The following is a 26,401-nucleotide window of genomic DNA, read 5'->3' on the forward strand; positions in this document are numbered from 1 at the left end:
CGAGGTTGCACGGGAACCGGCGGGGATCAGCCCCGCTCGGCCTTGAGCAGCGCGGGGAACGCCTCGGTCAGCGCCTCCCGCCAGTCACGGATCGGCGTGATGCCGGCCGCGGCCCACCGGTCGTGGCCCAGCACGCTGTAGGCCGGCCGGGGGGCCGGGCGTACGAAGGCCTCGCTGGTGGTCGGACGGACCCGCTCGGGGTCGGCGCCGAGCTGCTCGAAGATGGCCCGGGTGAACCCGAACCACGTGGTCTCGCCGGAGCTGGTGCCGTGGTAGACCCCGGCCGGCGCGCCGCCGGCCAGGGCGGCGCGGCCCAGCTCGTACAGCAGCCCGGCGAGGTCCGCGCTCCAGGTGGGCTGCCCGCGCTGGTCGTCGACGACGTCGAGGGTGTCCTTGACGCCCTCCAGCTTGATCATCGTACGGACGAAGTTGGGGCCGCCGGCGCCGTACAGCCACGCGGTGCGGACCACGTAGCCGCGCTCCGGCAGGCTGTCCAGCACGGCCTGCTCGCCGGCCAGCTTGGTGCGGCCGTAGGCGCTGCGCGGGGCGGTGGGGGCGTCCTCGGCGTACGGCTTGTCGGCGTCGCCGGCGAAGACGTAGTCCGTGGAGACGTGCAGCAGCACGGCCCCGGTGCGGGCGCAGGCCTCGGCGAGGTGGCGGGGGCCGTCGCCGTTGATCCGCAGCGCCTCGTCCTCACGGGTCTCGGCGTCGTCGACGGCCGTCCAGGCCGCGCAGTTGACGACGACGGCGGGCCGGTGCTCCTCCAGGGCCCGGCCGACGGCGTCGGCGTCGGTGAGGTCCAGGGCCGCGCGGTCCAGCGCGACGGCCGTCTCCCCGGCCTCGGCCAGCCGGGCCAGGACGTCCTGGCCCAGCATCCCGCCCGCGCCCGTGACCAGCCAGGTGCGGTCGCCGCTCACAGGGCCGCCCGCTCCTTCAGCGGCTCCCACCAGGCGCGGTTGTCGCGGTACCACTGCACGGTCTCCGAGAGGCCCTGCTCGAAGCTCTTGCGGGGCTCGTAGCCGAGCTCCTCACGGATCTTCGTGCAGTCGACCGAGTAGCGGCGGTCGTGGCCCTTGCGGTCCTGGACGTACTCGACGCTGGTGTCCCAGTCCGCGCCGCACGCCTTCAGCAGCAGCTCGGTCAGCTCGCGGTTGGACAGCTCGGTGCCGCCGCCGATGTTGTAGACCTCACCGGCGCGGCCCTTGGTGCGCACCAGCTCGATGCCCTGGACGTGGTCGTCGATGTGCAGCCAGTCGCGGACGTTGCCGCCGTCGCCGTACAGCGGGACCTTCTTGCCGTCGAGGAGGTTGGTCACGAACAGCGGGATGACCTTCTCCGGGAAGTGGTGGTGCCCGTAGTTGTTGGAGCAGCGGGTCACCCGCACGTCCAGGCCGTGGGTGCGGTGGTACGACAGCGCGATCAGGTCGCTGGAGGCCTTCGCCGAGGAGTACGGCGAGTTGGGCTGCAGCGGGTGCGTCTCGGGCCAGGAGCCCTCGTCGATGGAGCCGTAGACCTCGTCGGTGGAGATGTGCACGAAGGTCTTGATCCCGGCCCGGTGCGCGGCGTCGATCAGCGTGTGCGTGCCGACCACGTTCGTCCGGACGAACTCCGCGCCGCCGTCGATGGAGCGGTCCACGTGCGACTCGGCGGCGAAGTGCACCACCTGGTCGTGCTCGGCCATCAGCTTGCCGACGAGCTCGACGTCGCAGATGTCGCCCTGCACGAAGGAGAAGCCGGGGTGCTCGCGCACCTCGTCGAGGTTGGCCGGGTTGCCGGCGTACGTCAGCTTGTCCAGCACGGTGATCGCGACGTCACCGGGGCCCTCGGGGCCGAGCAGCGTACGGACGTAGTGCGAGCCGATGAAACCGGCACCGCCGGTCACCAGGATCCGGGTGGCGGGGGATGTCATGAAGAGATCTGCACCTTGCTGTGATCACCGAGCACGAGCCGGTGGGCCGAAGGGTTACGGGGAGCGGGCGTCACCTCGACGTCCCGCCCGATGAGCGAGGCCTCCACCCGGCGCACGCCGGTCACGGACGAGCCGCGCAGCACGATGGAGTACTCGATTTCGCTGTCCTCGATCCGGCAGTCCTCGGACACGGAGGTGAAGGGGCCGATGTACGCGTTCTCCACCACCGTACCGGCGCCGACGATGACGGGGCCCACGATCCGGCTGCCGCTGACGCGCGCGCCGGCCTCGACGCGCACCCGGCCGATGATCTCGCTGTCCTCGCTCACCGTGCCCTCGGTCACCGGCTCCACGGTCTCCAGGACCGAGCGGTTGACCTCCAGCATGTCGGTGACGTTGCCGGTGTCCTTCCAGTAGCCCGAGATCGTGGTGGAGCGCACGTCACGCTTGTCGTCGATCAGCCACTGGATGGCGTGGGTGATCTCCAGCTCGCCGCGCCAGGAGGGCTCGATGGAGCGGACGGCCTCGTGGATGGCCGGGGTGAAGAGGTAGACGCCGACGAGCGCCAGATCGCTCTTGGGCACCTTCGGCTTCTCCTCCAGGCCCACGACCCGGCCGTCGGCGTCGAGCTCGGCGACACCGAAGGAGGTGGGGTTGGGCACCTGGGTGAGCAGGATCTGGGCGTCCGGCCGCTCGGCGCGGAACTCCTCCACCAGACCGGTGATGCCGCCGACGATGAAGTTGTCGCCGAGGTACATGACGAAGTCGTCGTCGCCCAGGAAGTCCTTGGCGATGAGCACGGCGTGCGCGAGGCCCAGCGGTGCTTCCTGGGGGATGTAGGTGACCTCGATCCCGAACTGGGAACCGTCCCCCACCGCCTCGCGGATCTCGTCCGCGGTGTCGCCGACGACGATGCCGACCTCGCGGATGCCGGCCTCGGCGATGGCCTCCAGGCCGTAGAACAGCACCGGCTTGTTGGCGACGGGCACCAGCTGCTTGGCGGAGGTGTGGGTGATCGGACGGAGACGGGTACCCGCTCCCCCGGATAGCACGAGAGCCTTCACGTATTGGTCCCCATCACTGCATCTTCGCTGGGACGAAAAGCCCAACTTGTCTGAATTTACGGTTAACTTTGAGCAGCATCATAACCTTGCCTGCACGCCTGCGGTTCACCGTGGGTGCCGGCCGGGGTGTCCGACGCCGCACGAACCCGATCCGCCCCCGGTCGTCGGACCGGGGGCGGATCACGTTGTCGGCGGGCCGGGCCGTCAGCCCTCGTCCGCCGCCGTGGAGACGGACGACACCGGCTGCTGTTCGGCGGCCGCCGTCTTCTTCGCCGCCTTCTTGGCGGTCGTCTTCTTGGCGGCGGTCTTCTTCGCAGCCGTCTTCTTGGCCACCGTCTTCTTGGTGGCGGCCTTCTTCGCGGTGGCCTTCTTGGCCGTCTTACGGGCCGTCTTCTTGGCCGGAGCCGTCTCCTCGACGCCCTCCCCGACGGCCGGGGCCGCCTCCGTGGCCGACGGGACGACCACGACGGCCGCCTCCTCGGACGCGGTGGGCGCGGTCTCCTTGCGCACCGCACGACGCCGCGGACGGGCCGGAGCGGCACTCTCGGCGGGCGGCTCGGCCTCCGGCTCGGCAGCCGCGGGAGCCTCGGCCGCGGGTGCGGCCACGGTCTCACTGACGGTCACCACCGCCGCCTCGGCCCCGGCCGGCGAACCGGCGGGCGCCGACACCTTGCGGGTGGCGCGACGGCGGGTACGGCCCTTGGGCGCGGCCTCCTCGGCCGGCTCGGCGCCGACCACCGGGTCCTCCGCGGCGGCGGGCCGGGCCTGCGCCTCGGCGGCCGTCTCCGGCTGCACGGGCCGCTCGGCCTCCACCTCGGCGGGCACGACCTGGGCGGTGGGCACCTCGGCCACCTCGGTGTCGGACGCGGCCTTGACTGCGTCGAACCCGGCGGTGGCGGCGTCGGTGCGCCCGGCGGCCGTGTCGGACCGCTCCGTCTCCGGGCGGGTCCGGCCCTGCGGCGCGCCCGCCGGGGCCGAGGCCCGTCGGCTCGCCCGGCGCCGGGTGCGGCCGCCACGGGACACCGCGGCCTCCGCCTCGGCGACGCTGCTGTACAGCTCCTCGTCCGGCTCGAAGACCGGCGCGGGCAGCGCGACCGGCTCGGCGGCCTCGGCGGCGATCTCCGCCGCGGTCTCGATCTCCGGCTCGACGGCCTCGCCGCTCTCCACGGCCACCGCGGCGGTCTCGTGCACGTGCTCCTGCTCGTGCCCGTCGCCGCCCCGTCCGCGCTTCTTGCGCTTGCCGCCGCCACCGGCGGCAGTCGGCTGCTCCATGTGGACGATGACACCGCGGCCGTTGCAGTGCACGCAGGTCTCGGAGAAGGACTCCAGCAGCCCCTGCCCGACCCGCTTGCGGGTCATCTGCACGAGCCCCAGCGAGGTCACCTCCGCGACCTGGTGCTTCGTACGGTCCCGGCCCAGGCACTCCAGCAGGCGCCGCAGCACCAGGTCCCGGTTGGACTCCAGCACCATGTCGATGAAGTCGATCACGATGATGCCGCCGAGGTCGCGCAGCCGCAGCTGGCGCACGATCTCCTCGGCCGCCTCCAGGTTGTTCCTGGTGACCGTCTCCTCCAGGTTGCCGCCCTGGCCGGTGAACTTGCCGGTGTTGACGTCGACGACGACCATCGCCTCGGTCCGGTCGATCACCAGCGAACCGCCACTGGGCAGCCAGACCTTGCGGTCCAGGGCCTTGGCGAGCTGCTCGTCGATCCGGTAGGTGGCGAAGACGTCGACCTCACTGGTCCACTTCGACAGCCGCTCGGCGAGGTCGGGCGCGACGTGCGAGACGTAGCCGTGGATGGTCTCCCAGGCTTCGTCGCCGCTGACGACGACCTTGGTGAAGTCCTCGTTGAAGATGTCGCGCACGACCCGGACGGTCATGTCCGGCTCGCCGTACAGCAGCGTCGGGGCGTTGCCGTTCTTCGACTTCTTCTGGATGTCCTCCCACTGCGCCTGCAGCCGCTCGACGTCACGGCGCAGCTCGTCCTCGCTCGCGCCCTCGGCGGCGGTGCGCACGATGACGCCCGCGTCCTCGGGGACGATCTTCTTGAGGATGGTCTTCAGACGCGCCCGCTCGGTGTCGGGAAGCTTGCGGCTGATGCCGGTCATCGAGCCCTCGGGGACGTACACGAGGTAGCGGCCCGGCAGGGAGACCTGGCTGGTCAGACGCGCGCCCTTGTGCCCGATCGGGTCCTTGGTGACCTGCACGAGCACGGACTGCCCGGACTTCAGGGCGGACTCGATGCGGCGCGGCCCGTTGGCCATGCCCAGCGCCTCGAAGTTGACCTCACCGGCGTAGAGCACCGCGTTGCGGCCCTTGCCGATGTCGATGAAGGCGGCCTCCATCGACGGCAGCACGTTCTGCACCTTGCCCAGGTACACGTTGCCGACGTACGAGGTCGACTGCTCCTTGTTGACGTAGTGCTCGACGAGCACGCCGTCCTCCAGGACGCCGATCTGCGTGCGCTCACCGCTCTGCCGGACGACCATCACCCGCTCGACGGCCTCACGGCGGGCCAGGAACTCGGCCTCGGTGATGATCGGGACGCGCCGGCGCCCCTGCTCACGCCCTTCGCGACGCCGCTGCTTCTTGGCCTCGAGCCGGGTCGAACCCTTGATCGACTGCACCTCGTCGGACGGCTCCGAGGGCTTACGGGGCTCGCGGACCTTCACGACGGTGCGCTCGGGGTCGCCCTCGCCGGGCTCGGTGTCGACGGAGGAGTCACCGGCGCGACGGCGGCGACGACGGCGGCGCCGGCTGCTGGAGCTGGACCCGCCGGCCTCGTCATGGGCCTCGTCGTCGTCCTCTTCCTCCTGCTCGGCGGTGTCCTCTCCGTCCTGCGCGGCCTGCTCGGCGACGAGCTCGTCGGACTCCTCCGACTCGTCCTCGCCCCCGGCCTCGGCGGACTCGCCACGACGGCGACGGCGGCCACCGCGCCGACGACGGCGCCGCGACCCGGTCTCCTCGGTGTCGTCGCCGTCACCGTCAGCGGCGCCCTCGGCCGAATCCTCGGCCTCCTCCGCCTCGTCGTCCTCGACGACGGCCGGCGTCTCGACCTCGGCGGTCTCACCCCGGCGGCGACGCCGACGGCGCGCACCGGCGGGCTGCTCCTCGGGAAGCTCCTCGACCTTCTCGATCTCTTCTACGGCCTCGGCGGCCTCAGCGGCAGCGGCGGCGGCGGCCCGCTGCGGGGTCTGGAACTGCGGTTCGGTGAACACGGGCGCCTGGAACACGGCCACGGCGGGCCGAGCGGGCCTGCGCGGCCCCTCGTCCTCACCGGTCTCACCGGCTCGGGCAGGCTCGGAGAACCCACCGGCGGCCCGCCGAACCACCCGACGCCGAGCCCGGCGCGGGGAGGCGTCGTCGTCGGCCTGGGCGGCGGGGACTTCGGCAGTACCCGAGGCGGATGCCTCGGCGGCAGCAGCGGGGGCCTCGGGGGCGGCGGAGCCCGCGGTGTCCCCACCGGCGGTGTCCGCGGCGACCGGGCTGTCAGCGCTCTCGGCGGCAGGGGCCGTATCGGCGTCCGCACCATCGGCGACGGGCGTGTCGGCGACAGGCGCGGACACACGGCGAGTGGCCCGGCGGCGGGCACGGCGCGGCGCCTCGTCCTCCGTGGCCGTCTCGGCGGCCTCGGCAGCGGCAGGCGCCTCCACGGGCTCGCTGTCCTGCGCGGCCTCGGCGGAAGCCGCCGGCACCTCGGTCTCGGCCGTCTCCGCGGCCGTCGGCGCCCCGGCGGGCGCGGACACGCGGCGCGTGGCACGGCGACGCGTGCGCGGCGGAGCCGCGTCCTCGGCGGAGGCGACGGCCTCGGTCTCCTGCGCCGCGGGCGCCGGAGCGGCGGGCGCCACGGTCTCGGTGACCTCGGCGGCTTCGGCGGACGCGGGAGCCCCGGCAGGCGCGGAAGCCCGGCGGGTCGCACGACGGCGCGTACGCGCGGCGGGCGCGGGAGCCTCGGGCTCCTCTGCGGTCACGTCGGTGCCGGAAGCCTCAGCGGTCTCCACGACCTCTTCGCCCTCCGGGACATCCTTGATCTCTTCGGCCTCTTCGGCCTCATCGGTCACGGAGTTCTCGGCGCTGTCGGCCGGTATGGCCGGCGTGGTGATCTCCTCCGGCGTCCCGGCGGCCGCGACCGGCGGTCCCGCGGGACGCGAAGCGGCACGGCGCCGACGACGCGGCGGCAGGGTGTCGCTGGGAGTGTTCAGTTCTTCGGAACCCTCAGTGGGTTCGGTCGGTTCGAGCATGCGGGCTTGTCTCCCGTCAGGCTCCCGGGCGCCGCGCCTGGTCCGGCGTCGATGACTCGACCGCCGCTGACGTCCGCGGCTCGCGCGGTGCGCGGTGCCGCCGTCCGGGGCGCGGGCGCCACACGGGAGCTCTCTGTGTCCTGTCTCGCCGGTTCCGTACACCCTGTTGGGTACGGCCTGGCGAAAGTCTTCTGGTCGGTGCGCTGCCCGACCCAGGTGGCTCCCGAGTACGAGGGCGGCGCTACGACGTCCGTCCTTCGCGGAACCTTCCTTACGCCGGCGCCTTCGCGGCGGCAGCGGAACCGGCCACCAGGGCCGTCGCCGCCTCGCGGTCGGGCGCGAGCGGGTCGGTCACCGTGCCGGTCTCTTCATCGAGCAGCCCCTGCGCCAGCCTGGTCACCGCTGCGGGGACCGGCGGCGCCAGGTCGGCCACGGCGCGGAGACCGGACAGGACGTCGTCGGGTCGTACGGCAGGCGTCACGTGCCGAACAACCAGCCGCAGTATCGCACAGGGCTGGTCGGTCGGCCTATCGGCCGGATCACTGTGCGTTTCGAGGTGTACGACCGCGGAGCGGGCGTCGAAGGTCCGCACACCGTTCTTCGTCGTCCGCCGGACCTCGACGGTCCCGGCGGCGTTGAAGGCGGTGACGGCCCCCTCGGCCTCCTCCGGCCGTACGCCGTCCAGCCTGAGCTCCCATACGGAAGCGGTCAGCCGGTCGGCGAGACCGGAGGTCCGCGCCTCGACGGCGTCGACGACGTCGAGCCCGGCGGGCAGCGACTCGTCGAGCAGGACCCTGAGCTTCTCCGGGTCCCGCGCCTTGGTGAGGGCGATCTCCAGGTACTCCGCCTCACTGCCCGTGCCGGTGGGTGCGGCATTGGCGTACGACACCTTCGGATGCGGCGTGAACCCCGCCGAGTACGCCATCGGCACCTCGGCACGGCGCAACGCACGCTCGAAGGCGCGCTGGAAGTCACGGTGGCTGGTGAACCGGAGGCGGCCGCGCTTGGTGTAGCGCAGTCGGATGCGCTGCACCGCGGGTGCGGGCGGCGGGCCTTCGGGCTGTCGCTTGCCCAGTGTCGTTCAGTCCTTCGTGAGAGCGGTCGTACTGCTACCTAGAGTACGTGTCTCGGCGGCCAGAGGTTCCCGCCGGTCCCCGGCGGGGACGCGCTCGGGCTCACCGAACAGCATCCGCCGGACGTCGGCCCGGGCCTGCCGTACCGACTCGCGGGCGGAGGCCAGCGCCTCGCGTGCCACCCGTCCCACACCGCGGGCCACGGCGGCGACGGGCCGCAGCACGACGTCCCGTACGACGTGTCCGACGGGGGTGAGCACGGTCCGCCAGAACCATCGCACGGGCTCCACGAAGATCCACCGGAAGACGGTCCCGAGCGCCCGCCCCACGGCGAGCGAGACGCGCCCCGCGACCCGCCAGGCGTGCCCCAGCGCGTCCGCCACCTCACGCCCGACGACGGCGAGGACCCGGCCCACGGGAGCGAGCACCCAGCGCCACAGCGCGAGGGCGGGCAGCACGACGAGCACCCGGCCGACCCAGTACAGAACGGTCCCGACCCCCGAGACCACCAGCCCCAGCCCTCGTACGAGCCCGGCGGCCAACCACACGAGCGCCCGTCCCAGCGGCGCCAGCACCGGCAGCAGCACGCGCGCGTACACCCACGCCAGGGCGTCCCGCACGGCCCGCCCGACGGGAACCACCACGTACCGACCGAGCCACACCGCGGGCACGACGACGATGACGTTCCCGAGCCACCCGAGCACCCGCCCGACCGGCACGACGACGTACCGCCACAGCCCCACGAACGGCCATACGAAGAGGGCCCGCCCGACCCACTCCAGCACCCGTCCGACCGGCCGCAGCACCGTGTCCCGCAGAAACCTTCCGGCGACGACGAGCGCGTCCCACACCATCCGCACGGGCACGACCAGCACGAACACGACGATCCGCACCGGAACCCGAAGCGCCACCACGAGGCAGCCTTCGGGTTGCCGAGGCTGCGGCGCCCGCTTCTCCAGATCCATACCTGCGTAGACGCGCCCGGAGCCACCACGGATGCGGTGTCCCTCCGTGAGCGTGTGGCCCGCCGGACGGCCGCTCGGGTGATTTCGCACTCAGGACACGGAACGGAACGTAAGGGAACCATCACCCACGGTTAAGGATGCGTCTGTCCGTAGTCGCAGGCGACGTGAACGCATGCGAACGGAGCGCACCAGGTGCGCGCGCTTGTCTGTTTCCCCCAGTTCGTGAGGAAGGTTCTCTGTGAGCCGTAGAACGATCCGAAGTTCACGCGTCAAGTCGGTCACGCTGGTTACGGCGGGCGCCCTTGCCGTCGCACTCAACGTGGTCCCGAGCACGGTGGCCGTCGCCGACGCGATCCACCGGTCCGGCGCCGACAGCGCTGTGGCGCTGCCCGGTCCGAAGGGGGCCGTCAGCACCAACCACGGCCACGACAAGGGCCCGAAGGGCGACCGGGGCCCGAGGGGCGACCGGGGCCCCCAGGGTCCCCGTGGCCACCAGGGTCCGCAGGGCCCCCGCGGTCCACAGGGCCCGCAGGGTCCCCGGGGTCCGCAGGGCTTCCAGGGCCCGCAGGGTCCCCAGGGCGCCCCCGGTGTCCAGGGCCCGCAGGGTGCGCAGGGTGTCCAGGGTGCGCAGGGTGTCCAGGGTCCCCAGGGTGCGCAGGGCCCCCAGGGTGCCCAGGGCGCGCAGGGTCCCCAGGCTGCCCCGGTCAACACCTACGTCGTCGTGGGTACCCCGGTTCCCGGCACCGGCATCGGTGCGACCGCCACCGCCTCGTGCGTGGGCAACGACGAAATCACGGGCGGCGGGTTCAACACCACCGGAGGGCTGCCCACCGTCAACGTGACGCAGAACATCCCGGTCGACAACAGCCCCGACGAGTGGCAGACCTCCGTCACCCTCCTTCCCCCGGGTACCTCCCTCACCGCCTACGCGGTGTGCGCAGTAGTCCCGGGATGATTCCACCCGAGCGGCGTTGAGGTATCGCCTCTCCGCTCACCCTGGGACTCGGCCACGGTGCCCCGAGACTTCGGTCTCGGGGCACCGTCCGCTTTCCCGGGCAGTTCGAGGATCTGGGGCCGAGCCGCGACGAACGGCTCGGAACGCGACGAGGCGCCCGGCGGTATCCGGAGAACCGCCGGGCGCCTCGTCACGCAGCGCTCAGACCAGCAGCGGTCCGCCGCACCGCGCGGAGCCGTCCTTCATCGCGATGAGGTTGGCGACCACGTACGAGATCTTGTTGTCGGAATGCCACTCGCTCGGGAAGTAGGTGACCAGCCGCGACGACTGGAACCGGGCCTCGATGTCGGGCACGAAGGCACGGTACTCGTTGTCGGTGTAGTACCAGAACGAGTTCTCGTTGTAGTAGGCGACGTGAGTCGGGTTCTGGTAGGCGCCACGGCCGTCCGAACTGGGCGTCGTGGTGAGGAGCATGCCGCCCGGCGCCAGCAGCCGGTACAGCTCGTTGATGAGCGGTACCTTCGCCGGCACGCGCTCCAGGAACTCCACCGCCCGGATCAGGCCGACGGAGCCGTCGGGCAGATCCAGCTTCCCGGGCAGGGGCGCGACGATGTCGACACCCTCCCCCGGGTGCTGATCCACCCCGAGATAACCGGGCGGCTTCCGGTGGGCCGTACCGAGATCCAGCGCGAGCAGCCCGCGCCGGTGCGTCCAGGCGAGGGCGTTGGCCTCGATGTACTTGTCGTACAGGGCGACCGTCTCCCGCTGGATGTGCGCGTTGGTCTCCGGGTCCCGCTGGGTGTTCGCGGAGTGCACCCGCTGCAGGTACAGACAGCGGTTGATGTGGTGGAAGTCGCCGATGTGGAACAGACGGCACATCAGGTCCTGGTCGTCCAGGACGGTACGCGCGGCGTCGTACCCGCCGGCCTCTTCGTAACTCGCCTTGCGGAACGCGCGCACATGGTTGGGCGCGTACCAGATGTACGAGATGTTGTGCGGTGTCGGGGCCAGGGAGATGAGCTGGAGCAGCTTGCGGCCGTCGACGCTCACCTCCTCGTACTGCCAGCCGCACGTCTCGTCGAAACGGCTGTCGTCCCGCTTCCCCTCCTCGGTGATCTGCGCGGTGTTGCTGTAGACGAAGACGGCCTCGGGATGCGCGTCGAACGCCTCGCCGAGTTCCGTCAGGCATGTGCTCGCCAGGAGGTCGTCGTGGTCGAGTTCCACGAGGATCTCGCCGCGTGCCAGTTCACAGGCCCTGCGCTTCGCCGCTCCCACACCGCGGAGGTCGTCCGCGATCTCCACACGGATCCGGTCGTCGGCTCGCTCGGGCAGCCACCGGGCGCCGTTGTTGAGCAGGACGATCCACTCCCAGTCCGAACAGGTCTGCGCCTGCAGGGACGCCAGGCACTCATCGAGATAACGGGGCTGGTGGCTCGGGGTGAAGACGGAGAACCTCGGTCGCGCGGTCGATGTCATCGGGTGCTCCGTTCTTGGCTCGATGTCGGGGAGGAGCCGACGGAATCCTGGAAATCTTCCGGTACTTGGGAACGCAGGGAGGGGTCGGCCTCGACAGCGCGGCGGAATTCGGCCGCGGCCTCGGCGTCTCGGTTCCTTTCCGCCAGGATCTGCGCGAGCTGCAAATGCGCGGTGGCCGCCCCGGGTTCGGCGGCAATGGCCCGCTCAAGAAGCCCGATGGCCCTGTCCGGCTCGCTCGGCCTCAGCAGAATCGCCTCGTTGAGCAGAGCCGACGCGTAGTGCGGGTCCACCTTCAGGGCATTTTCGTAGGCCTCACGAGCGTCGGCCGTATTGTCGTTCTGCTGTGCGAGGACTCCCAGGTTGTACCAGGCGATTTTGTTGTGCGGGTCCAGTTTCAGAATGCGCCGGTAGGTACGGGTCGCCCCTTCGGCGTCGTGGAACTTCTGCATCTGCAGCAGGGCGGTCTCCAGCAGCACGTCGGGGTTCTGACTCGCCCTGACCACTGACGGCGCCCGGGAATCCGGAGGTGCGGCAGACTCGGATTGAATCGTCCAGGTGGTCACCCCGGCGATCACAACTGCCGCCAGTCCGGCGAACCCTGCCCACAATTTCCTACGTTTCACGTGGTCACATCTCGTGGAATGCTGAGGACGGATGGGTGTGGCTGCGAGGTTACGAGGCCACCCCGACGGCGCCGCCGTCCGGCAGGCAGGCGAGGACCGGAGACCACCCGAATGTACGCACCAAAGGCGTGGCGCACCGACAGCATGAATCTCGTACTGTCATAGGGCGGTTGGCCGAAATCGACGGGTCAATCACCCGACCGTCCGGCCACGGTCTGACCGCAACCACTCAAGCTTGTCGCCGAGAGAGCGACAGTCGGCGTCGCTCCCGGTCGGCATCCGTGACGACAACCGTCAGCTGATGGCCGACCTGTACGACGTCCTCCGGCGCCGCCACGGGCACCGCGCTCAGCTCGGACAGATGCACCAGGCCCTCGATGCCGTCGGCGACCTCCACGAAGACACCGAACGGGACCAGCTTCGTCACCCGCCCACGCGGCCTTCGTCCCACCACGATGCCCTCGACGAACACCAGGAAGGGGTCCGGCTGCATCGCCCGCAGGGACAGCCGAGCCTCCCCGTTCCATGTGTGGACCGAGCAACCGCAGCGACCGCCCCACGGCAGACGTCACCGACACGGATCGACGCCAGAAACCGCCGGACGTCCTGCCCAGCCGACGCATCCCCCATAACGCCAAGGCTCTCGCGGAGCGAGTGCCCCGCTCGCGTCAGTGCGTGTGACCGCTCGAAGCAGCCGCAGGACCCGAGTTCTTGACCGTCAACGGCAGCAGCTTCTTGCCCGTCGGGCCCACCTGGATATGGGTGTCCATCTGCGGCCATATGGACACTGGTGCAAAACCAGCTCTAGCCTTGCTGCCATGCCAAAACACTCACGCAGTCGCACCACCACCGAGCAGAAGGCGTACGACGTCGAGGCAGAGTGGACCGCCAACGATCTGGCCTTGTTGGAAGAGCTGAAGAGGGCAGAGGCGTTGCTGCCCAAGGACGCGCCGAGGGCCCTGTTATCCGTCCGGCTCTCCGTGCTCACTGAGGACACCACTTCGCCCGTACGCCAGGAACTCGATCTCCGGATGCTGGCAAGGGAGAAGGGGTGCCGGGTCGTTGGCGTCGCCAGCGATCTCAACGTCAGTGCGACGAAGGTTCCGCCGTGGAAGCGCAAGCAGCTTGGCGACTGGCTGAACAACCGCGTGCCCGAGTTCGACGTGCTCATGTTCTGGAAGCTGGACCGCTTCGTGCGTCGACTCTCCGACTTGGCCACCATGATCGACTGGTGCCTGAAGTACGAAAAGAACCTGATCTCCAAGAACGACAGCATCGACCTGACCACCACGGCCGGGAAGATCATGGTCACCATCATCGGCGGCATCGCCGAGATCGAGGCTGCGAATACCAGCACCCGCGTGGCAAGCCTCTGGGACTACGCGAAGACCCAACAGGAATGGCTCATCGGTAAGCCCGCCTACGGTTACATGACAGACGTGGACGAGAACGGGAAAGTCACCCTGGTCCACGACCCAACGGCGTACCGCGCTCTCCACTGGGCACGCCGTATGGCGATCCGTGGAGTGTCCGCCAGACGCATGGTCATGGTGCTCGTTCGATCAGGGATGTGCGGCCCCGGCCTCACCGTCGCCACTCTGCTGCGCAGGCTCAGGAACCCCGCTCTTTTGGGGTACCGCGTCGAGGAGCTGAAGAACGGAGGGCAACGCCGATCGAAACTGATCCTGGGCACTGACGGCAAGCCCATCAAGGTCGCAGAACCCATCTTCACGGAGGAGGAGTTCAACAGCCTCGGTGCAGCCCTCGACAAGCGGATGAAGAAGCAGCCAGCTCGTCAGCCGAGTGGAGCGACCAAGTTCCTCGGTGTGCTCATCTGCGCCGACTGCGAGACCAACATGTACGTACGGGTCACCAGGAACAACTTCGGGGTCTACCCGTACCTGCGTTGTCAGGAGTGCAAGAGCGGTGGACGTGGCGCGCCCAACCCCATGGCGGTCTACGAGCAGCTTGTTGCCGACGTGTTGTCCGTCCTCGGAGACGAGCCGGTTCAGACGCGGGAGTACGCCAAGGGGGCCGAGGCACGCAGGGAGGTCGAGCGCCTAGAAGGCTCGATCGCCTACTACATGAAGGAGTTGGAGCCCGGAGGCCGGTTCGCCAAGACGCGGTTCACCAAGGAGCAGGCCGAGAAGACCTTGGACAAACTGATTGCCGAACTTGAAGCCATCGACCCGGAGACGACCCAAGATCGTTGGGTGAATGTCCACAACGGCAAGACCTTCCGGGAGCGCTGGGAAGAAGGCGGGATGGAGGCCATGGGAGCGGACCTCCTTCGGGTCGGCGTGAAGTGCAAGATCACGCGTACCAAGGTGAAGGGGGTCCGCGCTCCGCACATCCGCATGAAACTCATGATCCCCAAGGACGTCCGAGAGCGTCTGATCATCAAGGAAGACGACTTCGCGAAGGTCTTCTGAAGCGGCTCCGCCGCCACGATGAACACGGCCGCCTTCCCGAGATACACGGGCAGGCGGCCTCTTGCTCACTCGAACCACGACGCTGGATCGAATGGCTCTTCCGTCCCGTCTGCGTCGACAATGACGATCTCGCTCTCAATCAGACTGGACGGCTCTTTCGTGCCGCTCTGCGGCAGTAACGAGGCCGCGGGCTCCGTCAGTTCACGGAGGGGGAGGACGCTCATCGGCCCCGCTCCCCCTTTGCCGCTTCCTTGGCGAGCCGACGGGACTCCGTGATGTCGTCGGCGACGCCCGCAGCTATGAGGGCGGCGCCGGGACTGTGGCCGGAGCCGACGTAGCGCCATTGCCGTTCGGTCACGACGTCGGGCGTGTCGGTGTGGCCCATGCGGAGCGCACGTTCGGCGCGGAGGGCCGCGTAGGTCGTGGAGTAGGCGCGGGACTTGGTGAGGATGTGGCCCCGGTAGCCGAGGGTGTGGGTCCAGGCGCGGAGGCGGAGGGGTTCGTACTCGGGGAGGCCGCCGAGGCGCCAGCAGGTTCGCATAAGGGTGCGGACGTGTTCGGTGACGGGTACCGAGTCGATGTCGTCGCTGGTCGAGACCGGGTGGTCAGTGCCGGCGCCTGTCTCGCTTGCTCCCTTGGTGACGTACTTGGCCACGTATGCGGCCACCGCGTCATCGTCGGGACCATCTCCGTGAGCGTGCAGGGTCCGCGCGTCGAGCTGGACGCCCCAGCGCAAGGCCAGCTCACCCACGGCCAGGCTGCAGGGAGTGTGGACCAGGACCCGTTCGGCGGCGGCGCGCACGGCGTCGGTGAGTAGTTCTGCCGTGCCCCAGGCCGGGGGTTCGTCGCCGGGCCCGTCCGGACCGTCGAGGCGGACGACAGCGTGAACGTGGACGGCCGCCCGTTTCTGGTACTCGGCGACACGGGCGAAGGAGAGTCGGGCGTGCTGGGCGAAGTGGGACTGTACGAGGCCGACGGAGGAGGCGAGGCGCCGCCGGACGTCGATGACGAATCGGTCCCACAGCTTGGAGGCGTGTGCGTGCCACAGCACGTGGGCGGTGTAGTCGTAGCAGTCGGCGCACAGCGGTTGGCCGACGACCGGAGCGTCCGGGGCGTGGACGGTGCCGCAGCCGAGGGGACGTCCGTGTTCGCACCTTCCGCCGTCGCGTCGGGGACGGCACGCCTCCCCGCTTCGGTGGACGGCCCCGAAGGACGGGGCGGTGAGGGTGATGAAGAGCCGGGGGCGGTAGCGGACCGTGGCGGGGACGCTCTTGCCGCCGAGGAGACCCGCACGGACCAGGTGGAAGGTGTCTCCGGCATGGAGGCGCGAGCAGGCCGGGCACACGGTCGCCCGCCGGTTGCGGCAACGGACGAGGAGGCGTTCGCCAGGTTCGGTGCGGGTGTCGTAGTGGGTCAGGATCTCGCCGGTTGTGCCGTCGAGGGTGGTTGTGAAACCGGAAAGGTGCACGGGGTGGGAGCATCCGCCGGTTGCGGTGATCTGATCCAGCCAGCGAGGGAACCGCGGATCTTGGGCGATGCGGATTGCGTCGCGGTCTGCTTCCGGAAGCTGACGCAGGCGCGCCGCGCGGTCGAGGGCGGCGCGCCGGTCAGCCGAGGTGGTCTCGGACTGCGGGGTGATGGTGGTGACCTTCCAAGGTGGGCCGCCGAAGCGGCACGGTGGGTGGGTGGTGGTGCGCCGTTGTCCATGGGGTTGTCCTCTCGGTGGTCCGGTCGGTGGGGGGGTGGTCAGCGGATGGTTCCGGTACCCCGGCATACGCGGCAGCGCCGCAGTCGTCCGGTCCAGGTCTTGCGTGCTCCGTCGCCCTTGCAGTTCGGGCACCTCACGCGGGGCATGGGCATGGCGTGCGTTCCTTTCTGCTCAGGAGTGGGAGAAGCCGCTGATGAGCCAGGTCACGAGGCCGTGGATGGTGAAGACCACGGGGGTCTGGCCGAGGTAGACGCCGAAGAGGCCGACGCAGACCGCTTCCCAGGCGCGGACATCGCGGGAGCGGACGAGGAGGACGGTGATGATCCCGAAGATCACCGCGAACGTGAACGCTGTACCTTCGCTGATCACTTGCTCTCTCCTTCCAGCACGGCGAGGGCGGGCAGTTGGGGGGTGAGGGCCGCGTACTTGCGGGCCGTCGCTACGGCTTCCTCGGTCGGGGTGAGGTGGGAGCGGGCACGGCTCCAGCCGCCGTCCGGCCCCGTGCAGACGGCCACGCCGCGTTCCTGTGCAGTGATCGACTGGGCGACCGCCACGGCGTCCTTGTTCAGGTCGCCCAAGGTCATCTCTGCCGTGCCGGGATCGTTGACGCGGTGGCAGATCCGGCCGCCGAGCTGCGCCCGCAGGGCGGTGACACCGGGGCCGAGGTCGGAGCCGACGCGTTGTCCGGCGACGACCAGGTGCAGGCCGAGCGCGGCCCCGAGCTGCCCGATCCGCAGCAGCAGCGTGGAGCACTGCTCCGCCTCCGCCTTGCTCTCGCGGGTGCCGTCCGACAGGTACAGTTCGGCGATCTCGTCGACGATCACGACGACCGGGACCGGCCGGAGCTTGTCCGGGAGCTCCCAGATCGAGCGCACGCCGGCTGACCGGCAGACGGTCATGCGGTCCTGCATGTCGACCACCAGGGCGGACAGGACGGCGACCGCCTCACGCCTGCACGTGGCCAGTGCGCTCAACCGTCCGGCGAACAGGCCGAGTTCCATGCCCCCCTTACAGTCAATGCCGACCAGAGCGACCGGCTGAGTTGCCAGCTGTGTGATCAGTCGGGCCAGCAGGGTGGACTTGCCGGACCGGGTGGCCCCGGCGATCAGCCAGTGCGGCACCAGCCGCAGGTTCATCACCCAGGCACCGCCGGTCTCCAAGGCGCCGATGAGCGCGGACAGCAGTTCGGCGGGGGCGGTGGCTAAGCCGGGCTGTTGCAGCGGATCGCTGGCCATCGCGGTCAGCAGGACGAGCCCGCGTTCGGGCGAGGTGACGCGGACCGCGTGGACCTTCCACGCGTGCACGAACGCTTCCGCCGCCTTCATGTACGTCACCGGGGTCTGACCCGCGTGCAGCCGCACGGCCACTGTCAGGCCCATGCGGGTGGCGCGGGGGAAGGAGATCCGCGGAGCTACCGGGCGCAGCGGATCGCCCTTGACGACCAGGTCCCCGAGCAGCCCCCGTGACGGGCGTCGGGAGACGGCGAGGTCGTTGAGCACGGCGACTCTGCGCCAGGTCGCGAGCACCCGGCATGCAGTGAGGGGGTAGCCGATCAGGTACCAGTGCCAGGCAGGGCGATGCCGGCGCACCAGGTCACCGACGACGAGCACCCAGGCCAGCACGGCGAGCGCGAAGGCGAGCAGGATGGATCCCATCACGCGTCACCGCCCTTGGCGTGCGCGGGACCGTGCACGGGGGTGATGGCGTCGGCGCGGAAGCTGACGCCGTGCCGGTCGCCCATCGACCACATGAACGCGGTCAGGCCGGTAACGCGGACGATCTGTCCTTCCTCGATACCTTTGGGCTGACCGCTGACAGCGATCTCGATGACCGAGATGCGGCGGCCGTCCTGCCGCACGGTCACAGCGACGGTCCAGACCGGGTTGCCGTCCCGGTCCCTCTTCACCTCCTGTGTCTCGGGGTTGGTGAGCTTTGCTTCGGGCGCGATGGCGCACCGCAGTACGCCCAGTCGCGCCGTGTCCACGGGAATGGACTGCATTTCGTTGGCCTCCTTGGCCGGTTGGGCCGCCAGTTCTCATGCTGACGTCACTTGTCCTTACGAGTTACGACTATGAAGTGCTGTACGGCGACAGCGCAACTACTTATGCTGACGAGTGATGTCGCGCGTGCGACGTGCCTACGACCTCACCCGGAGATGACGAGATGTCGGAGATCCAGCGCCCCGGAGCCCTCTACCAGCAGGTGGCCGCCGCGATCCGGGAAGCGATCCTGTCGGGTGAGTTCGCGCCCGACTCGCTGTTGCCGTCCGAAGCGCAGCTCATGGCCCGCTACGGCGTCTCTCGCCCGACGGTCCGCAACGCCATCTCGGCTCTGCGCGCGGAGGGACTCATCGACGTACGGCACGGCAAGGGCAGCTTCGTCCGCTCCAGCGGACAGCCCCACCTCACCATCGAGCGCCGGGTGAGCCGCACGGCGGAGGGCAAGTTCGTCATGCCCAACGGGGACATCTGGCAGGAGGCCGAGGAGCCGACTACCTACCGCACGCACACCACCAAGGACACCGGCCGACTCCTCCGCCTCGACGAGGAGGAAGCCCTGTTCGGCTGTGACCGGCTGCTCATCGACCCCAGCAGCGGGACGCGTGCCATGCACCGCACGCTGATCCCGTTCGAGGTCGCCGAGGCCGTTCCGTTGCTCGGTGAGGAACCGTGCAAGCCCGCCGCGGCGATCTACTGGGTGCTCACCCAGGCCGGACACCAGTTGGCATGGACGGAGACCGTCCGCGCCCGCATGCCCCTGCCCGACGAGCGCACCGCGCTCAAGCTCCCCGACGCGACCCCGGTCCTGCACGTGACCCGCACCGCACACGGCACCGACGACCGCCCGCTGTTCCTCGAAGAGCTCCGCTTCGGCGCCGACCGCGCCGAACTCGTCTACCGGATCACCGCCGACAAGCAGCCCACTCGACGCACCCGGACCTGAGCTGCCACGGCAATCGGTCGAAACAGCCTTCACTTCCTCAAGGGCGCGCCTGCGGCGCGCCGGGGCGCCCGGCCGCCCCGGCCGGGCGTGCGGCGTGGCCGCCGATCCCGTCCGGACGGCCCACGCCCCCGACCGCAACACGCCCAAGGAGTCGAGGCGACGACCGGCCGTCACGGGCCGGGGCGTGGTGGGCTGGGGGTCGACGGCCTCCGAGACTTTAGGCAGCCACCATGGGGCGAGCCTCGAAGAACAGGGGGCCGATCGGGCTATTGCGGGCAGGTCCAAGGACTGCCCGATCCGCTGGCGAGCGTAAGGCCCCCTGTTCACTCGCCCCATGGCAGCTCCCGCCCAAAGTCTCTCCGGCCGGCGACGTGCCCACCCGCACCACTCACCAGCGGAAAAGCCCCTCACTCTGCACCACCGTCACCATGCGCGCATTCCTCCAGGAGCCCAGCAAGCCGGTCAACCGCACCGGGCCAGCCCACCAGGCGCACGACCCCGCGCCCGTCCCCATCCGTCGACGCCACCGCCCGCACGGCCGACAACTCGAAGCCCACTCCCAGGAGCGCCCGGTTCAGCCGGTCCGCAGCCTCACGTGCCTCGCGCCACCCCGCGATGTAGTCCACGCCGGACACCCACAGACCAGCGTCGAAGCCCGCCACATCGAGACCGTCATTCAGCCAGTCCTCACCGAAGCCAGCCACCTTGTCCACCTCTGCCCTGATCTAGGTAACGGATCGTCAACTTCCTTGGACCCGGGGCCAAACGCAGCGCGACGGCCCCGGTACCATCAGGCACCGGGAACCGTCGCGTTCCCAGCCGGGCCACCCTTCGCTTTCCAGGGCTGACGGGGTGGCCCGGTCTCGGTATGGGGTTATGAAGCGCGGCCTCTCCGGGAGGGGAGCCCCCGGTGTTCGAGAGGCCGCGCCCCTTGGCCGGGGTGGTCAGACTCCGGCCGGTAACCGGATACGCCGCCCACCCCTGATCGCGGAGGAGTGAAAAGGGCGGCGCCCCGGTGTCTCAGTCAGGGCGCGTACTCGGCCCTCAGCTGATCGAGATCGAAGCGGCACCACACTGTCTTGCCGCCCCTGGTACCGGGCGTCCACCACACCGACTCCGCCAGCCGCTGAGCGATGAGCAGCCCGCGCCCCCGGTCCGGCAACAGTGCCTCGATGAAGTCACCCGCCAGCCCAGGCGAGACAAAATCGCCCGAAGGGAGATCAGGCGGAGTCGAGTCCTCATCCGTGACGCCCAGGACCAGCACCTCAGGCCACGTCATCAGGCACACATCGATGCGCCGTCCAGCGCCGGGCCGTGCAAGACAGTCGTCAGGCACCGCGTGATGCACGACGTTGCCGACCAGTTCCGACACGACGAGCTGTGTGGCATCTACCGCGTGCACCAGACCCCAGGTCTGGAGATAGGAACCGACCACATCCCGCGCGGCTTTGGCACAGTCCGGCGATTCGGCATAGACCGTAAGACAACGGAAATGCCCGTTCGCCGGATCAAAGATCGAGCGACGCGAGACGCACACTGCCGGGGTGTTCGCTGCGTGTTTGCTCTGTCGTGCTTCCACCGCGTTCCTCCCGAACACTGACAGGCTCCGTAGCCCGTCGATCTGTGCCGACCAGTGAACGGCGCGGAAGGCGCAGCCGGGAGCGTTCACCAGGGGGTTCACGTGAACACCGGCAAAGGCAAAGGGGGTTCACGAATGAACCCCCCGCGCGATACTGCTGTGACAGGATGAACACTCGCCGTCATTCTCGGGTTGGCAGGGGAGCATGAGCCGAGAGCCAAACGCGCAACTGATCGCCGTCATGGACGAGGCAAAGGTCTCGAACAAGGGCCTTGCGAAACGCATGTCCGACGAGGCCACCCGACGCGGGCTCGACCAAGGCGCAGGAACGACACACATTTCCGTGCAGCGATGGCGAGCCGGCGCAGGCATCAGACCCCAGACAGCGGCGCTCATGGCAGACGTACTCACCACCAAGCTTGGGCACCGCATCACACCCGGCGATCTCGGTTTCTTCGACCACACCCAGGCTGCGGCACCCGCACCGATCGGCTACCCGGGCACCCTTCCCGACGTCCTGTCCATGCTCGACGGTCTCACCCACCAGACCGCCGACGCCCCCGCCGTAGACCATCTGATCGTCGCGGACGGCGACCTCAACTCAGCCGTACTGTCATGGATGATCGGCCGTCCTGATGGCATCCAGGCCGACAAGCCCGCGCACCGCCGAGTCGGCATGCGCGACGTCCGCGCCATCAAGGAAGCGGCAGGCTTGTTCATGCAGCTCGACTTCAAGTACGGCGGAGGCCACGGACACAAGGCACTTCGCCACTACTTCCGAGAAGACGTCCTGCCCCTGCTGGACGCGAGCTACAGCGAAAAGGTCGGAACCGCCTTATTCGGCGCCGCCGCGGAGATCTCCCAGTTATTGGCATGGACCGCTTACGACGTCGGCAACCACCAGCTTGCCCACCGCTACCTGACATCGACACTGCGCCTGTCCCAGGTCATCGACGACCGCATGTTCGGCGCCCGCATACTCGGCAACCTCAGCCACCAGGCCAACTACCTCGGCAACCACGCCCAGGCCATCCAGCTAGCCCGCGCAGCCGTCGAGGGCGCCAAGGGCCGAGCCACGCCACGCGCCATGGCGAACTACTCAGCCATGGAGGCACGCGCCCTGTCCAACGCAGGCGACCACAACGGAGCAGGCCGCGCGATGAACGAAGCCGAACGCCACTTCGAACAGGTCGACACAGCCGAAGATCCGGCATGGCTCGGTTACTTCGACGAAGCAGAACTCATGGGCGAACTCTGCCACTGCTTCCGCGACCTCAAAATGCGGCGCGAAGCCGTCGTACAGGCCCAACGAGCCGTCGACAGCACCGACCCCAAGTACGCCCGCACCCTCGGCTTCTGCCGCATGGTTCTCGCCCAAAGCCAGCTACTCAACGGAGAGCTGGAAGCCGCCGTCACCACCGCGAGCCTCGCAGTCGACGGCGGCGACTCCCTCCAGTCCACCCGCTTCCAGCGCTACGTGACGGACTTCCAGGCCGAGGTAAGCGTGCACGCGGCGAACCCCGTCGTGGCCGCCTTCAACGAGCGGGTACACGAGGCGCTCACCCGCCTGGACGAGGACGACGAGTAACAGCTACCAGGGCCGCCAGTCCCGAGGCGCATCATCGTTCCGCAGACCGGCGATGCGCCGGCGGTACTCGGCCGCAGTCTCCTCATCCTCCTGCACGTTCTGCATGAGCCACGTCGTCATCCCGAACTCTTGGATACCCCGCAGCGTCTCGTAGCCAGGCCAGTCGTACAGGTCCCGCCCATACGCCGCCACGAAGTCGGCGTACTGCTCATCGGTCTGCCACCCAAGGCTGTGGTGCTCAACGGCCGTAACCATGAGATCCCACTCAGGGTGGTCGTAGCAGAAGGCCTCGAAGTCGATCAGGACCACCCGATCCTGATCGTCCACCATGAGATTCTGCACGTGGGCATCCCCGTGCACAGGCCCCTTGGGCGTCTCGAACCGCAACTCGGCGTACCTGTCCTGCAGTTCACGCCACCGCTTCCGCAAGAAGACCTTGTCATCGTCCGGGATCACGGCCCTGTTGAGCCGCAGCTCTTGCTTGTCGAAGGGGGAGAACGAAGGAAGCGCGAGACCGTCCGGCACCTTTAACGAGTGCAAGTCCCGCAGGACCCCACCCAGCTCACCGTACGTTGCTTTGCGATCTCCTTCGGCGATCAGACGCCAGAAGGTCACGGGGTGCCCATCGATCAAGAGCGGCTGCTCCAGGTCCTCGACGATCCGAGCCGCAGGGAACCCCTCCACCGCCAGCCACCGCGACACAGCGACCTCAACGCGCGCTTTGGGCAGCCACTCTTCTCCCCGCGCCACGCGAACGATCACCGGCACTGACGCCAGCCGAAACAGCGCGTTCTCCCCAAGCCGGATCAACTCCGCGCCTCTGTCATCAAGATCCGCCGCCCGGCACGCAGCACGCATGACCCGCGTAGCCCTCGCCGACGTGAACCCCTCTTCCGTGCGAGCAGCGTCAACCGCCATGCCCGTACCAGCTCCCCTAGTCGCGCGCGATCAACCGGCGCGCTCCTACGGGTGACCAACCCGACGCACGCCAGACACGGTGGGACCGTACCCACACGTGAGCCGTTCAGGCGGGTAGTTCCGCTCCTTGCAGCAACAATGGAAATCAGCACCGGCTCCCGACAGACCCAATCGCAGCCCGCGCCGGCGAGACCGAGGAAGCCACCCGACTCGGGCACCTACGCGACTTCCACGAGCAGGTCGTGGCACTCAAGCACGAGCAGCGGTGACGGCTCTGCCGTTCCGACTCCTCTGCCCTCAATCGTCAGCAGCAGTGTCCGGGCTACCATTCAGCGACCAAAGATAAATCGCAAGTTGCAATACAATGGCAGCGACCGGCATCCCCAAATTGGCAACAAACCCATGCGCGATCTCGTTTCTGATATTCCAACCACCCGCCGGGTTAGCGCACACGGTCAGCACACATCGATGCCACGACTCGTCCATGCCATGAGATTTCAAGATGTCAAGCATATATCCCAATCCGGGATATTGCCCAGGCTTTTGGTCACGTTGAAGTCGATAAACCCCTCGATCCATGGCAACCACAAGATTCCGCACAATGGTTTCAATTCTTGGAATGATTGTGAATGCTGCCCCTTCAGCATCGCCCACCCAATAGCGAATGAAGGATCGGGCTAGCGCTTGGGCCAGATCTTCGTCAGTGAGGGGTGCTTGAGCAAAGAATTCCGCCAGCTCGCCTTCGCTAGGAATTCCGTATGTGTCAGCTACCCTAGAAAGAGCCATGGCCAATATCGGGGCGAAGATCTGGACGTTGTAAGATTCCTGCTCTGCAAGGGCCATGGCATCACGATCTTCATCCGATTGAGGGCGATATCGCGGCAACCCATCACCCCCAAGCAGCTCTTTAGAAAGCAGTCCACTGAGCACAAATTCGCGGGCATATTGATCCACTCTAGCCCTGTTCTGTGCCAAGTCTCCGGTTGCTGGACCATAAAACTGATATAGGCCAACCAAGGCATGCTGCCAGTTACCGGCTCCACTGATGGGCGCGAGCAAACGCTCAATCTCCGCGTCATCAATTACGGTAGACGCGGTAAAGGTCGCCAACCCCAAGTCTTCCTTGCGAAGTCCCTGCAAGTTTGCAGCGGCACGCTCTACCAGCTCGCGCTCCTGGCTAGTCTCAGCACATTCGAGCGCTTTCTTTAGATGAGTAGCACGAACGAGTCCCTGAGAGTTGTTTGCCGCTGCGTTCCATACCTCCACCAGCTTCCCCCAGAGCGCCTTCTTCACTTCCCCATCAGAGGTCCTAGCGATCTGGAGCCTCAAAATGCTGTCACGAATGAAGGGGTCGGCATATTTAGCAAACGCATCCTCCAGCAGATCATCTACTCCGCCTGGAGGATTGCGTTCTGCGAGAATCGATTCCATCACGCGCATGAATACACCAGGACGTAGGTCGTCTTCAGTAAGTTCCTGGCGGGCGTCGTCCAATAGTTGATTAACAATCTGGTCCGCTTGCCCTTTCGCATTCACCGAGCGGGCAACCCTCAACCCAATCCCCAAGAACTTCGCTCGATCAAGACCTACCTCCCAATTCTTCGCAGCCGCTAGGTAGCTTTCAGCTGCAGCGATCGCATGCTCATGCACCCTTCCGAAGCGTCGTTCAAATAGTAGGTGCCGAAGACGTGCCAACCCCCAAGGAGCACTGACTTTTGACGTCAACGCATGCCACACCTCGACAACCTCTTCGGCAACAGCAGTGATCTCCGGTGGATCTGTTTCTCCCGAAGTCCCACGGAATCGCGGCTCTACGACTGCTCTTTGGCGATTGTGGTCACGTTCAACTGAAATCTTGTACTCGAAAGCCCAAAGGGTCGCCTTTGTTGGAAGATCGGTGATTTCATCTACCGGTACATCACTTGGTGTGCCACTGAGTAGGGAGGTACGCAAAGCTCGAACAGCCTCAAACATCGACGAGGCCTCCGCCGCTTGATCGATGACTGACGCTACACTCTCAATTTGGACATCTCGTGACATCATGCTCGGATTATTGCTAGCTTCTTGGTCAGCGCGCCACCAGTTTTCCGAATCCGGTCACGCAGGTCGCCATTAACCAGGCAGGATGCCATTACGGAGTTGTGGCACATCAGGCAAACCGTTGACTCCAACGGTTGAGCCCCGTTCGCCGCAACGACGCCCCTGCTGCTGCGGCGAAGGGGGCCCACGTCATGCGACAGCTCACACGCCCGGTATCAGAGCCGACCAGTGCGGTGACGCAAGCGGCTGGTCCGACCCCTCAAGCATCCAACTGTGGGCGGGGGGGCGTCGCAACGACGGTTCGGTGACGTCAGTCCACCAACTCGTTCACCAGCACGCGAATCCGCCGCTCAATCTCGTCCCGGATCGGGCGCACAGCATCCACCCCTTGCCCGGCCGGGTCATCGAGCTGCCAGTCGAGGTATCGCTTGCCCGGGAAGACCGGGCAGGTGTCACCGCAGCCCATCGTGATCACGACGTCCGACGCCTGGACGGCATCCACCGTGAGCACCTTCGGCGTCTCGGCGGAGATGTCGATGCCGACTTCCTTCATCGCCTCCACCACGGCCGGATTGACGGTGTCGGCAGGTGTGGAGCCAGCGGAGCGAACCTCGACGCGATCGCCCGCCAGGTGTGCGAGGAAGGCCGCAGCCATCTGGGAACGCCCGGCATTCTGGACGCAGACGAACAGGACAGACGGGCGGTGGATGGGAGCAGTCATGGCGTGTCTTTCTGGGGAGAGCGGATCAGGGTGCGGCTGACACAACGGCTTCGGCAGCGTCATGCGGGACGGGAGCATTCGCCGCAGCAGAGGTGGGGCGAATGAACAACGCCGTCACCAGGCCCAAGCCGACGACACCTCCCACTAGCCTCGATCTTTCTTGAG

At 68.2% G+C, this 26,401-nt stretch carries 21 protein-coding genes and 1 pseudogene; 4 read left to right on the top strand and 18 right to left on the bottom strand.

Annotation, left to right across the window (positions count from 1 at the left end):
• Positions 1 to 26 precede the first annotated feature (26 nt).
• The 6 genes from rfbD to MKW14_RS30010 all read right to left on the bottom strand — a co-directional run bounded on the left by rfbD (position 27) and on the right by MKW14_RS30010 (position 9,253).
• Positions 27 to 917, bottom strand: coding sequence for a dTDP-4-dehydrorhamnose reductase (gene rfbD / locus MKW14_RS29985; protein ID WP_308314650.1), 891 nt, complete (start codon positions 915 to 917; stop codon positions 27 to 29).
• Positions 914 to 1,909: a dTDP-glucose 4,6-dehydratase gene (rfbB, locus tag MKW14_RS29990; protein ID WP_240867714.1), complete on the bottom strand. Its 996-nt coding sequence runs from the start codon at positions 1,907 to 1,909 to the stop codon at positions 914 to 916. The genes rfbD and rfbB overlap by 4 nt, the downstream gene beginning before the upstream one ends.
• On the bottom strand, positions 1,906 to 2,973 hold the full coding sequence (locus tag MKW14_RS29995) for a glucose-1-phosphate thymidylyltransferase (protein ID WP_240867716.1): 1,068 nt from the start codon (positions 2,971 to 2,973) through the stop codon (positions 1,906 to 1,908). Before MKW14_RS29995 ends, rfbB begins: the two co-directional genes overlap by 4 nt.
• Positions 2,974 to 3,177: 204 nt before the next feature.
• Complete coding sequence (locus MKW14_RS30000; protein ID WP_240867718.1) at positions 3,178 to 7,215, bottom strand: Rne/Rng family ribonuclease; 4,038 nt, start codon at positions 7,213 to 7,215, stop codon at positions 3,178 to 3,180.
• Between the two features lie 271 nt (positions 7,216 to 7,486).
• On the bottom strand, positions 7,487 to 8,248 hold the full coding sequence (locus MKW14_RS30005; RefSeq protein ID WP_240867721.1) for a TIGR03936 family radical SAM-associated protein: 762 nt from the start codon (positions 8,246 to 8,248) through the stop codon (positions 7,487 to 7,489).
• Between the two features lie 48 nt (positions 8,249 to 8,296).
• On the bottom strand, positions 8,297 to 9,253 hold the full coding sequence (locus MKW14_RS30010; RefSeq protein WP_240867724.1) for a hypothetical protein: 957 nt from the start codon (positions 9,251 to 9,253) through the stop codon (positions 8,297 to 8,299).
• A 238-nt stretch (positions 9,254 to 9,491) separates the two neighbouring features.
• On the opposite strand from MKW14_RS30010, the gene MKW14_RS30015 reads away from it, so the two are divergent.
• Positions 9,492 to 10,208: a collagen-like domain-containing protein gene (locus MKW14_RS30015; protein WP_240867726.1), complete on the top strand. Its 717-nt coding sequence runs from the start codon at positions 9,492 to 9,494 to the stop codon at positions 10,206 to 10,208.
• Between the two features lie 201 nt (positions 10,209 to 10,409).
• Here MKW14_RS30015 and MKW14_RS30020 read toward each other — a convergent pair whose 3' ends face one another.
• The 3 genes and pseudogenes from MKW14_RS30020 to MKW14_RS30030 all read right to left on the bottom strand — a co-directional run.
• The gene (locus tag MKW14_RS30020) at positions 10,410 to 11,684 is read right to left on the bottom strand and encodes a glycosyltransferase (RefSeq protein WP_240867730.1); all 1,275 of its coding nucleotides are present in this window, start codon (positions 11,682 to 11,684) and stop codon (positions 10,410 to 10,412) included.
• Entirely contained in the window at positions 11,681 to 12,160 is a 480-nt protein-coding gene (locus MKW14_RS30025; RefSeq protein ID WP_240867733.1) for a tetratricopeptide repeat protein, read from the bottom strand. The genes MKW14_RS30020 and MKW14_RS30025 overlap by 4 nt, the downstream gene beginning before the upstream one ends.
• 376 nt (positions 12,161 to 12,536) lie before the next feature.
• Positions 12,537 to 12,836, bottom strand: a pseudogene (locus MKW14_RS30030) (S1 RNA-binding domain-containing protein); the annotation flags it as partial.
• A 289-nt stretch (positions 12,837 to 13,125) separates the two neighbouring features.
• On the opposite strand from MKW14_RS30030, the gene MKW14_RS30035 reads away from it, so the two are divergent.
• Positions 13,126 to 14,739, top strand: coding sequence for a recombinase family protein (locus MKW14_RS30035; RefSeq protein WP_240867735.1), 1,614 nt, complete (start codon positions 13,126 to 13,128; stop codon positions 14,737 to 14,739).
• 220 nt (positions 14,740 to 14,959) lie between these two features.
• Here the strand turns inward: MKW14_RS30035 and MKW14_RS30040 are convergent, their stop codons facing one another.
• The 4 genes from MKW14_RS30040 to MKW14_RS30055 all read right to left on the bottom strand — a co-directional run bounded on the left by MKW14_RS30040 (position 14,960) and on the right by MKW14_RS30055 (position 18,446).
• Entirely contained in the window at positions 14,960 to 16,315 is a 1,356-nt protein-coding gene (locus tag MKW14_RS30040; RefSeq protein WP_240867766.1) for a replication initiator, read from the bottom strand.
• 303 nt (positions 16,316 to 16,618) lie between these two features.
• The gene (locus tag MKW14_RS30045) at positions 16,619 to 16,816 is read right to left on the bottom strand and encodes a hypothetical protein (protein ID WP_240867737.1); all 198 of its coding nucleotides are present in this window, start codon (positions 16,814 to 16,816) and stop codon (positions 16,619 to 16,621) included.
• The gene (locus MKW14_RS30050; protein WP_240867768.1) at positions 16,813 to 18,102 is read right to left on the bottom strand and encodes an FtsK/SpoIIIE domain-containing protein; all 1,290 of its coding nucleotides are present in this window, start codon (positions 18,100 to 18,102) and stop codon (positions 16,813 to 16,815) included. Before MKW14_RS30050 ends, MKW14_RS30045 begins: the two co-directional genes overlap by 4 nt.
• On the bottom strand, positions 18,102 to 18,446 hold the full coding sequence (locus MKW14_RS30055) for an SCO3933 family regulatory protein (protein WP_240867739.1): 345 nt from the start codon (positions 18,444 to 18,446) through the stop codon (positions 18,102 to 18,104). The genes MKW14_RS30050 and MKW14_RS30055 overlap by 1 nt, the downstream gene beginning before the upstream one ends.
• Before the next feature lie 164 nt (positions 18,447 to 18,610).
• Here MKW14_RS30055 and MKW14_RS30060 point away from each other — a divergent pair, with 164 nt between their 5' ends.
• Positions 18,611 to 19,390: a GntR family transcriptional regulator gene (locus MKW14_RS30060; RefSeq protein WP_240867741.1), complete on the top strand. Its 780-nt coding sequence runs from the start codon at positions 18,611 to 18,613 to the stop codon at positions 19,388 to 19,390.
• Positions 19,391 to 19,797: 407 nt separating this feature from the next.
• Here the strand turns inward: MKW14_RS30060 and MKW14_RS30065 are convergent, their stop codons facing one another.
• Entirely contained in the window at positions 19,798 to 20,094 is a 297-nt protein-coding gene (locus MKW14_RS30065) for a hypothetical protein (RefSeq protein ID WP_240867770.1), read from the bottom strand.
• Positions 20,095 to 20,414: 320 nt separating this feature from the next.
• Positions 20,415 to 21,071, bottom strand: a complete 657-nt coding sequence (locus MKW14_RS30070; RefSeq protein WP_308314651.1) for an ATP-binding protein — start codon at positions 21,069 to 21,071, stop codon at positions 20,415 to 20,417.
• Between the two features lie 103 nt (positions 21,072 to 21,174).
• Here MKW14_RS30070 and MKW14_RS30075 point away from each other — a divergent pair, with 103 nt between their 5' ends.
• On the top strand, positions 21,175 to 22,557 hold the full coding sequence (locus tag MKW14_RS30075; protein WP_240867743.1) for an NsdA family TPR-like regulatory protein: 1,383 nt from the start codon (positions 21,175 to 21,177) through the stop codon (positions 22,555 to 22,557).
• 3 nt (positions 22,558 to 22,560) lie between these two features.
• On the opposite strand, the gene MKW14_RS30080 is transcribed toward MKW14_RS30075, so the two are convergent.
• The 3 genes from MKW14_RS30080 to MKW14_RS30090 form a co-directional block, all read right to left on the bottom strand.
• On the bottom strand, positions 22,561 to 23,475 hold the full coding sequence (locus MKW14_RS30080) for a phosphotransferase enzyme family protein (protein ID WP_240867745.1): 915 nt from the start codon (positions 23,473 to 23,475) through the stop codon (positions 22,561 to 22,563).
• A gap of 297 nt (positions 23,476 to 23,772) precedes the next feature.
• Complete coding sequence (locus MKW14_RS30085) at positions 23,773 to 25,518, bottom strand: DUF4209 domain-containing protein (protein ID WP_240867747.1); 1,746 nt, start codon at positions 25,516 to 25,518, stop codon at positions 23,773 to 23,775.
• A 307-nt stretch (positions 25,519 to 25,825) separates the two neighbouring features.
• Positions 25,826 to 26,236: an arsenate reductase ArsC gene (locus MKW14_RS30090; RefSeq protein WP_240867748.1), complete on the bottom strand. Its 411-nt coding sequence runs from the start codon at positions 26,234 to 26,236 to the stop codon at positions 25,826 to 25,828.
• Positions 26,237 to 26,401 lie beyond the last annotated feature (165 nt).

It is taken from the genome of Streptomyces gilvus, from assembly GCF_022513565.1.
In the GTDB taxonomy this organism is placed as follows: Bacteria; Actinomycetota; Actinomycetes; order Streptomycetales; family Streptomycetaceae; genus Streptomyces; species Streptomyces gilvus.

Coding starts and splice junctions, on each gene's coding strand:
- MKW14_RS30000 (WP_240867718.1), bottom strand. CDS start 7,215: ATGCTCGAACCGACCGAACCCACTGAGGGTTCCGAAGAACTGAACACT.
- MKW14_RS30080 (WP_240867745.1), bottom strand. CDS start 23,475: ATGGCGGTTGACGCTGCTCGCACGGAAGAGGGGTTCACGTCGGCGAGG.
- MKW14_RS30010 (WP_240867724.1), bottom strand. CDS start 9,253: ATGGATCTGGAGAAGCGGGCGCCGCAGCCTCGGCAACCCGAAGGCTGC.
- MKW14_RS30035 (WP_240867735.1), top strand. CDS start 13,126: ATGCCAAAACACTCACGCAGTCGCACCACCACCGAGCAGAAGGCGTAC.
- MKW14_RS30085 (WP_240867747.1), bottom strand. CDS start 25,518: ATGATGTCACGAGATGTCCAAATTGAGAGTGTAGCGTCAGTCATCGAT.
- MKW14_RS30075 (WP_240867743.1), top strand. CDS start 21,175: ATGAGCCGAGAGCCAAACGCGCAACTGATCGCCGTCATGGACGAGGCA.
- MKW14_RS30050 (WP_240867768.1), bottom strand. CDS start 18,102: ATGGGATCCATCCTGCTCGCCTTCGCGCTCGCCGTGCTGGCCTGGGTG.
- MKW14_RS30055 (WP_240867739.1), bottom strand. CDS start 18,446: ATGCAGTCCATTCCCGTGGACACGGCGCGACTGGGCGTACTGCGGTGC.
- rfbB (WP_240867714.1), bottom strand. CDS start 1,909: ATGACATCCCCCGCCACCCGGATCCTGGTGACCGGCGGTGCCGGTTTC.
- MKW14_RS30090 (WP_240867748.1), bottom strand. CDS start 26,236: ATGACTGCTCCCATCCACCGCCCGTCTGTCCTGTTCGTCTGCGTCCAG.
- MKW14_RS30060 (WP_240867741.1), top strand. CDS start 18,611: ATGTCGGAGATCCAGCGCCCCGGAGCCCTCTACCAGCAGGTGGCCGCC.
- MKW14_RS30020 (WP_240867730.1), bottom strand. CDS start 11,684: ATGACATCGACCGCGCGACCGAGGTTCTCCGTCTTCACCCCGAGCCAC.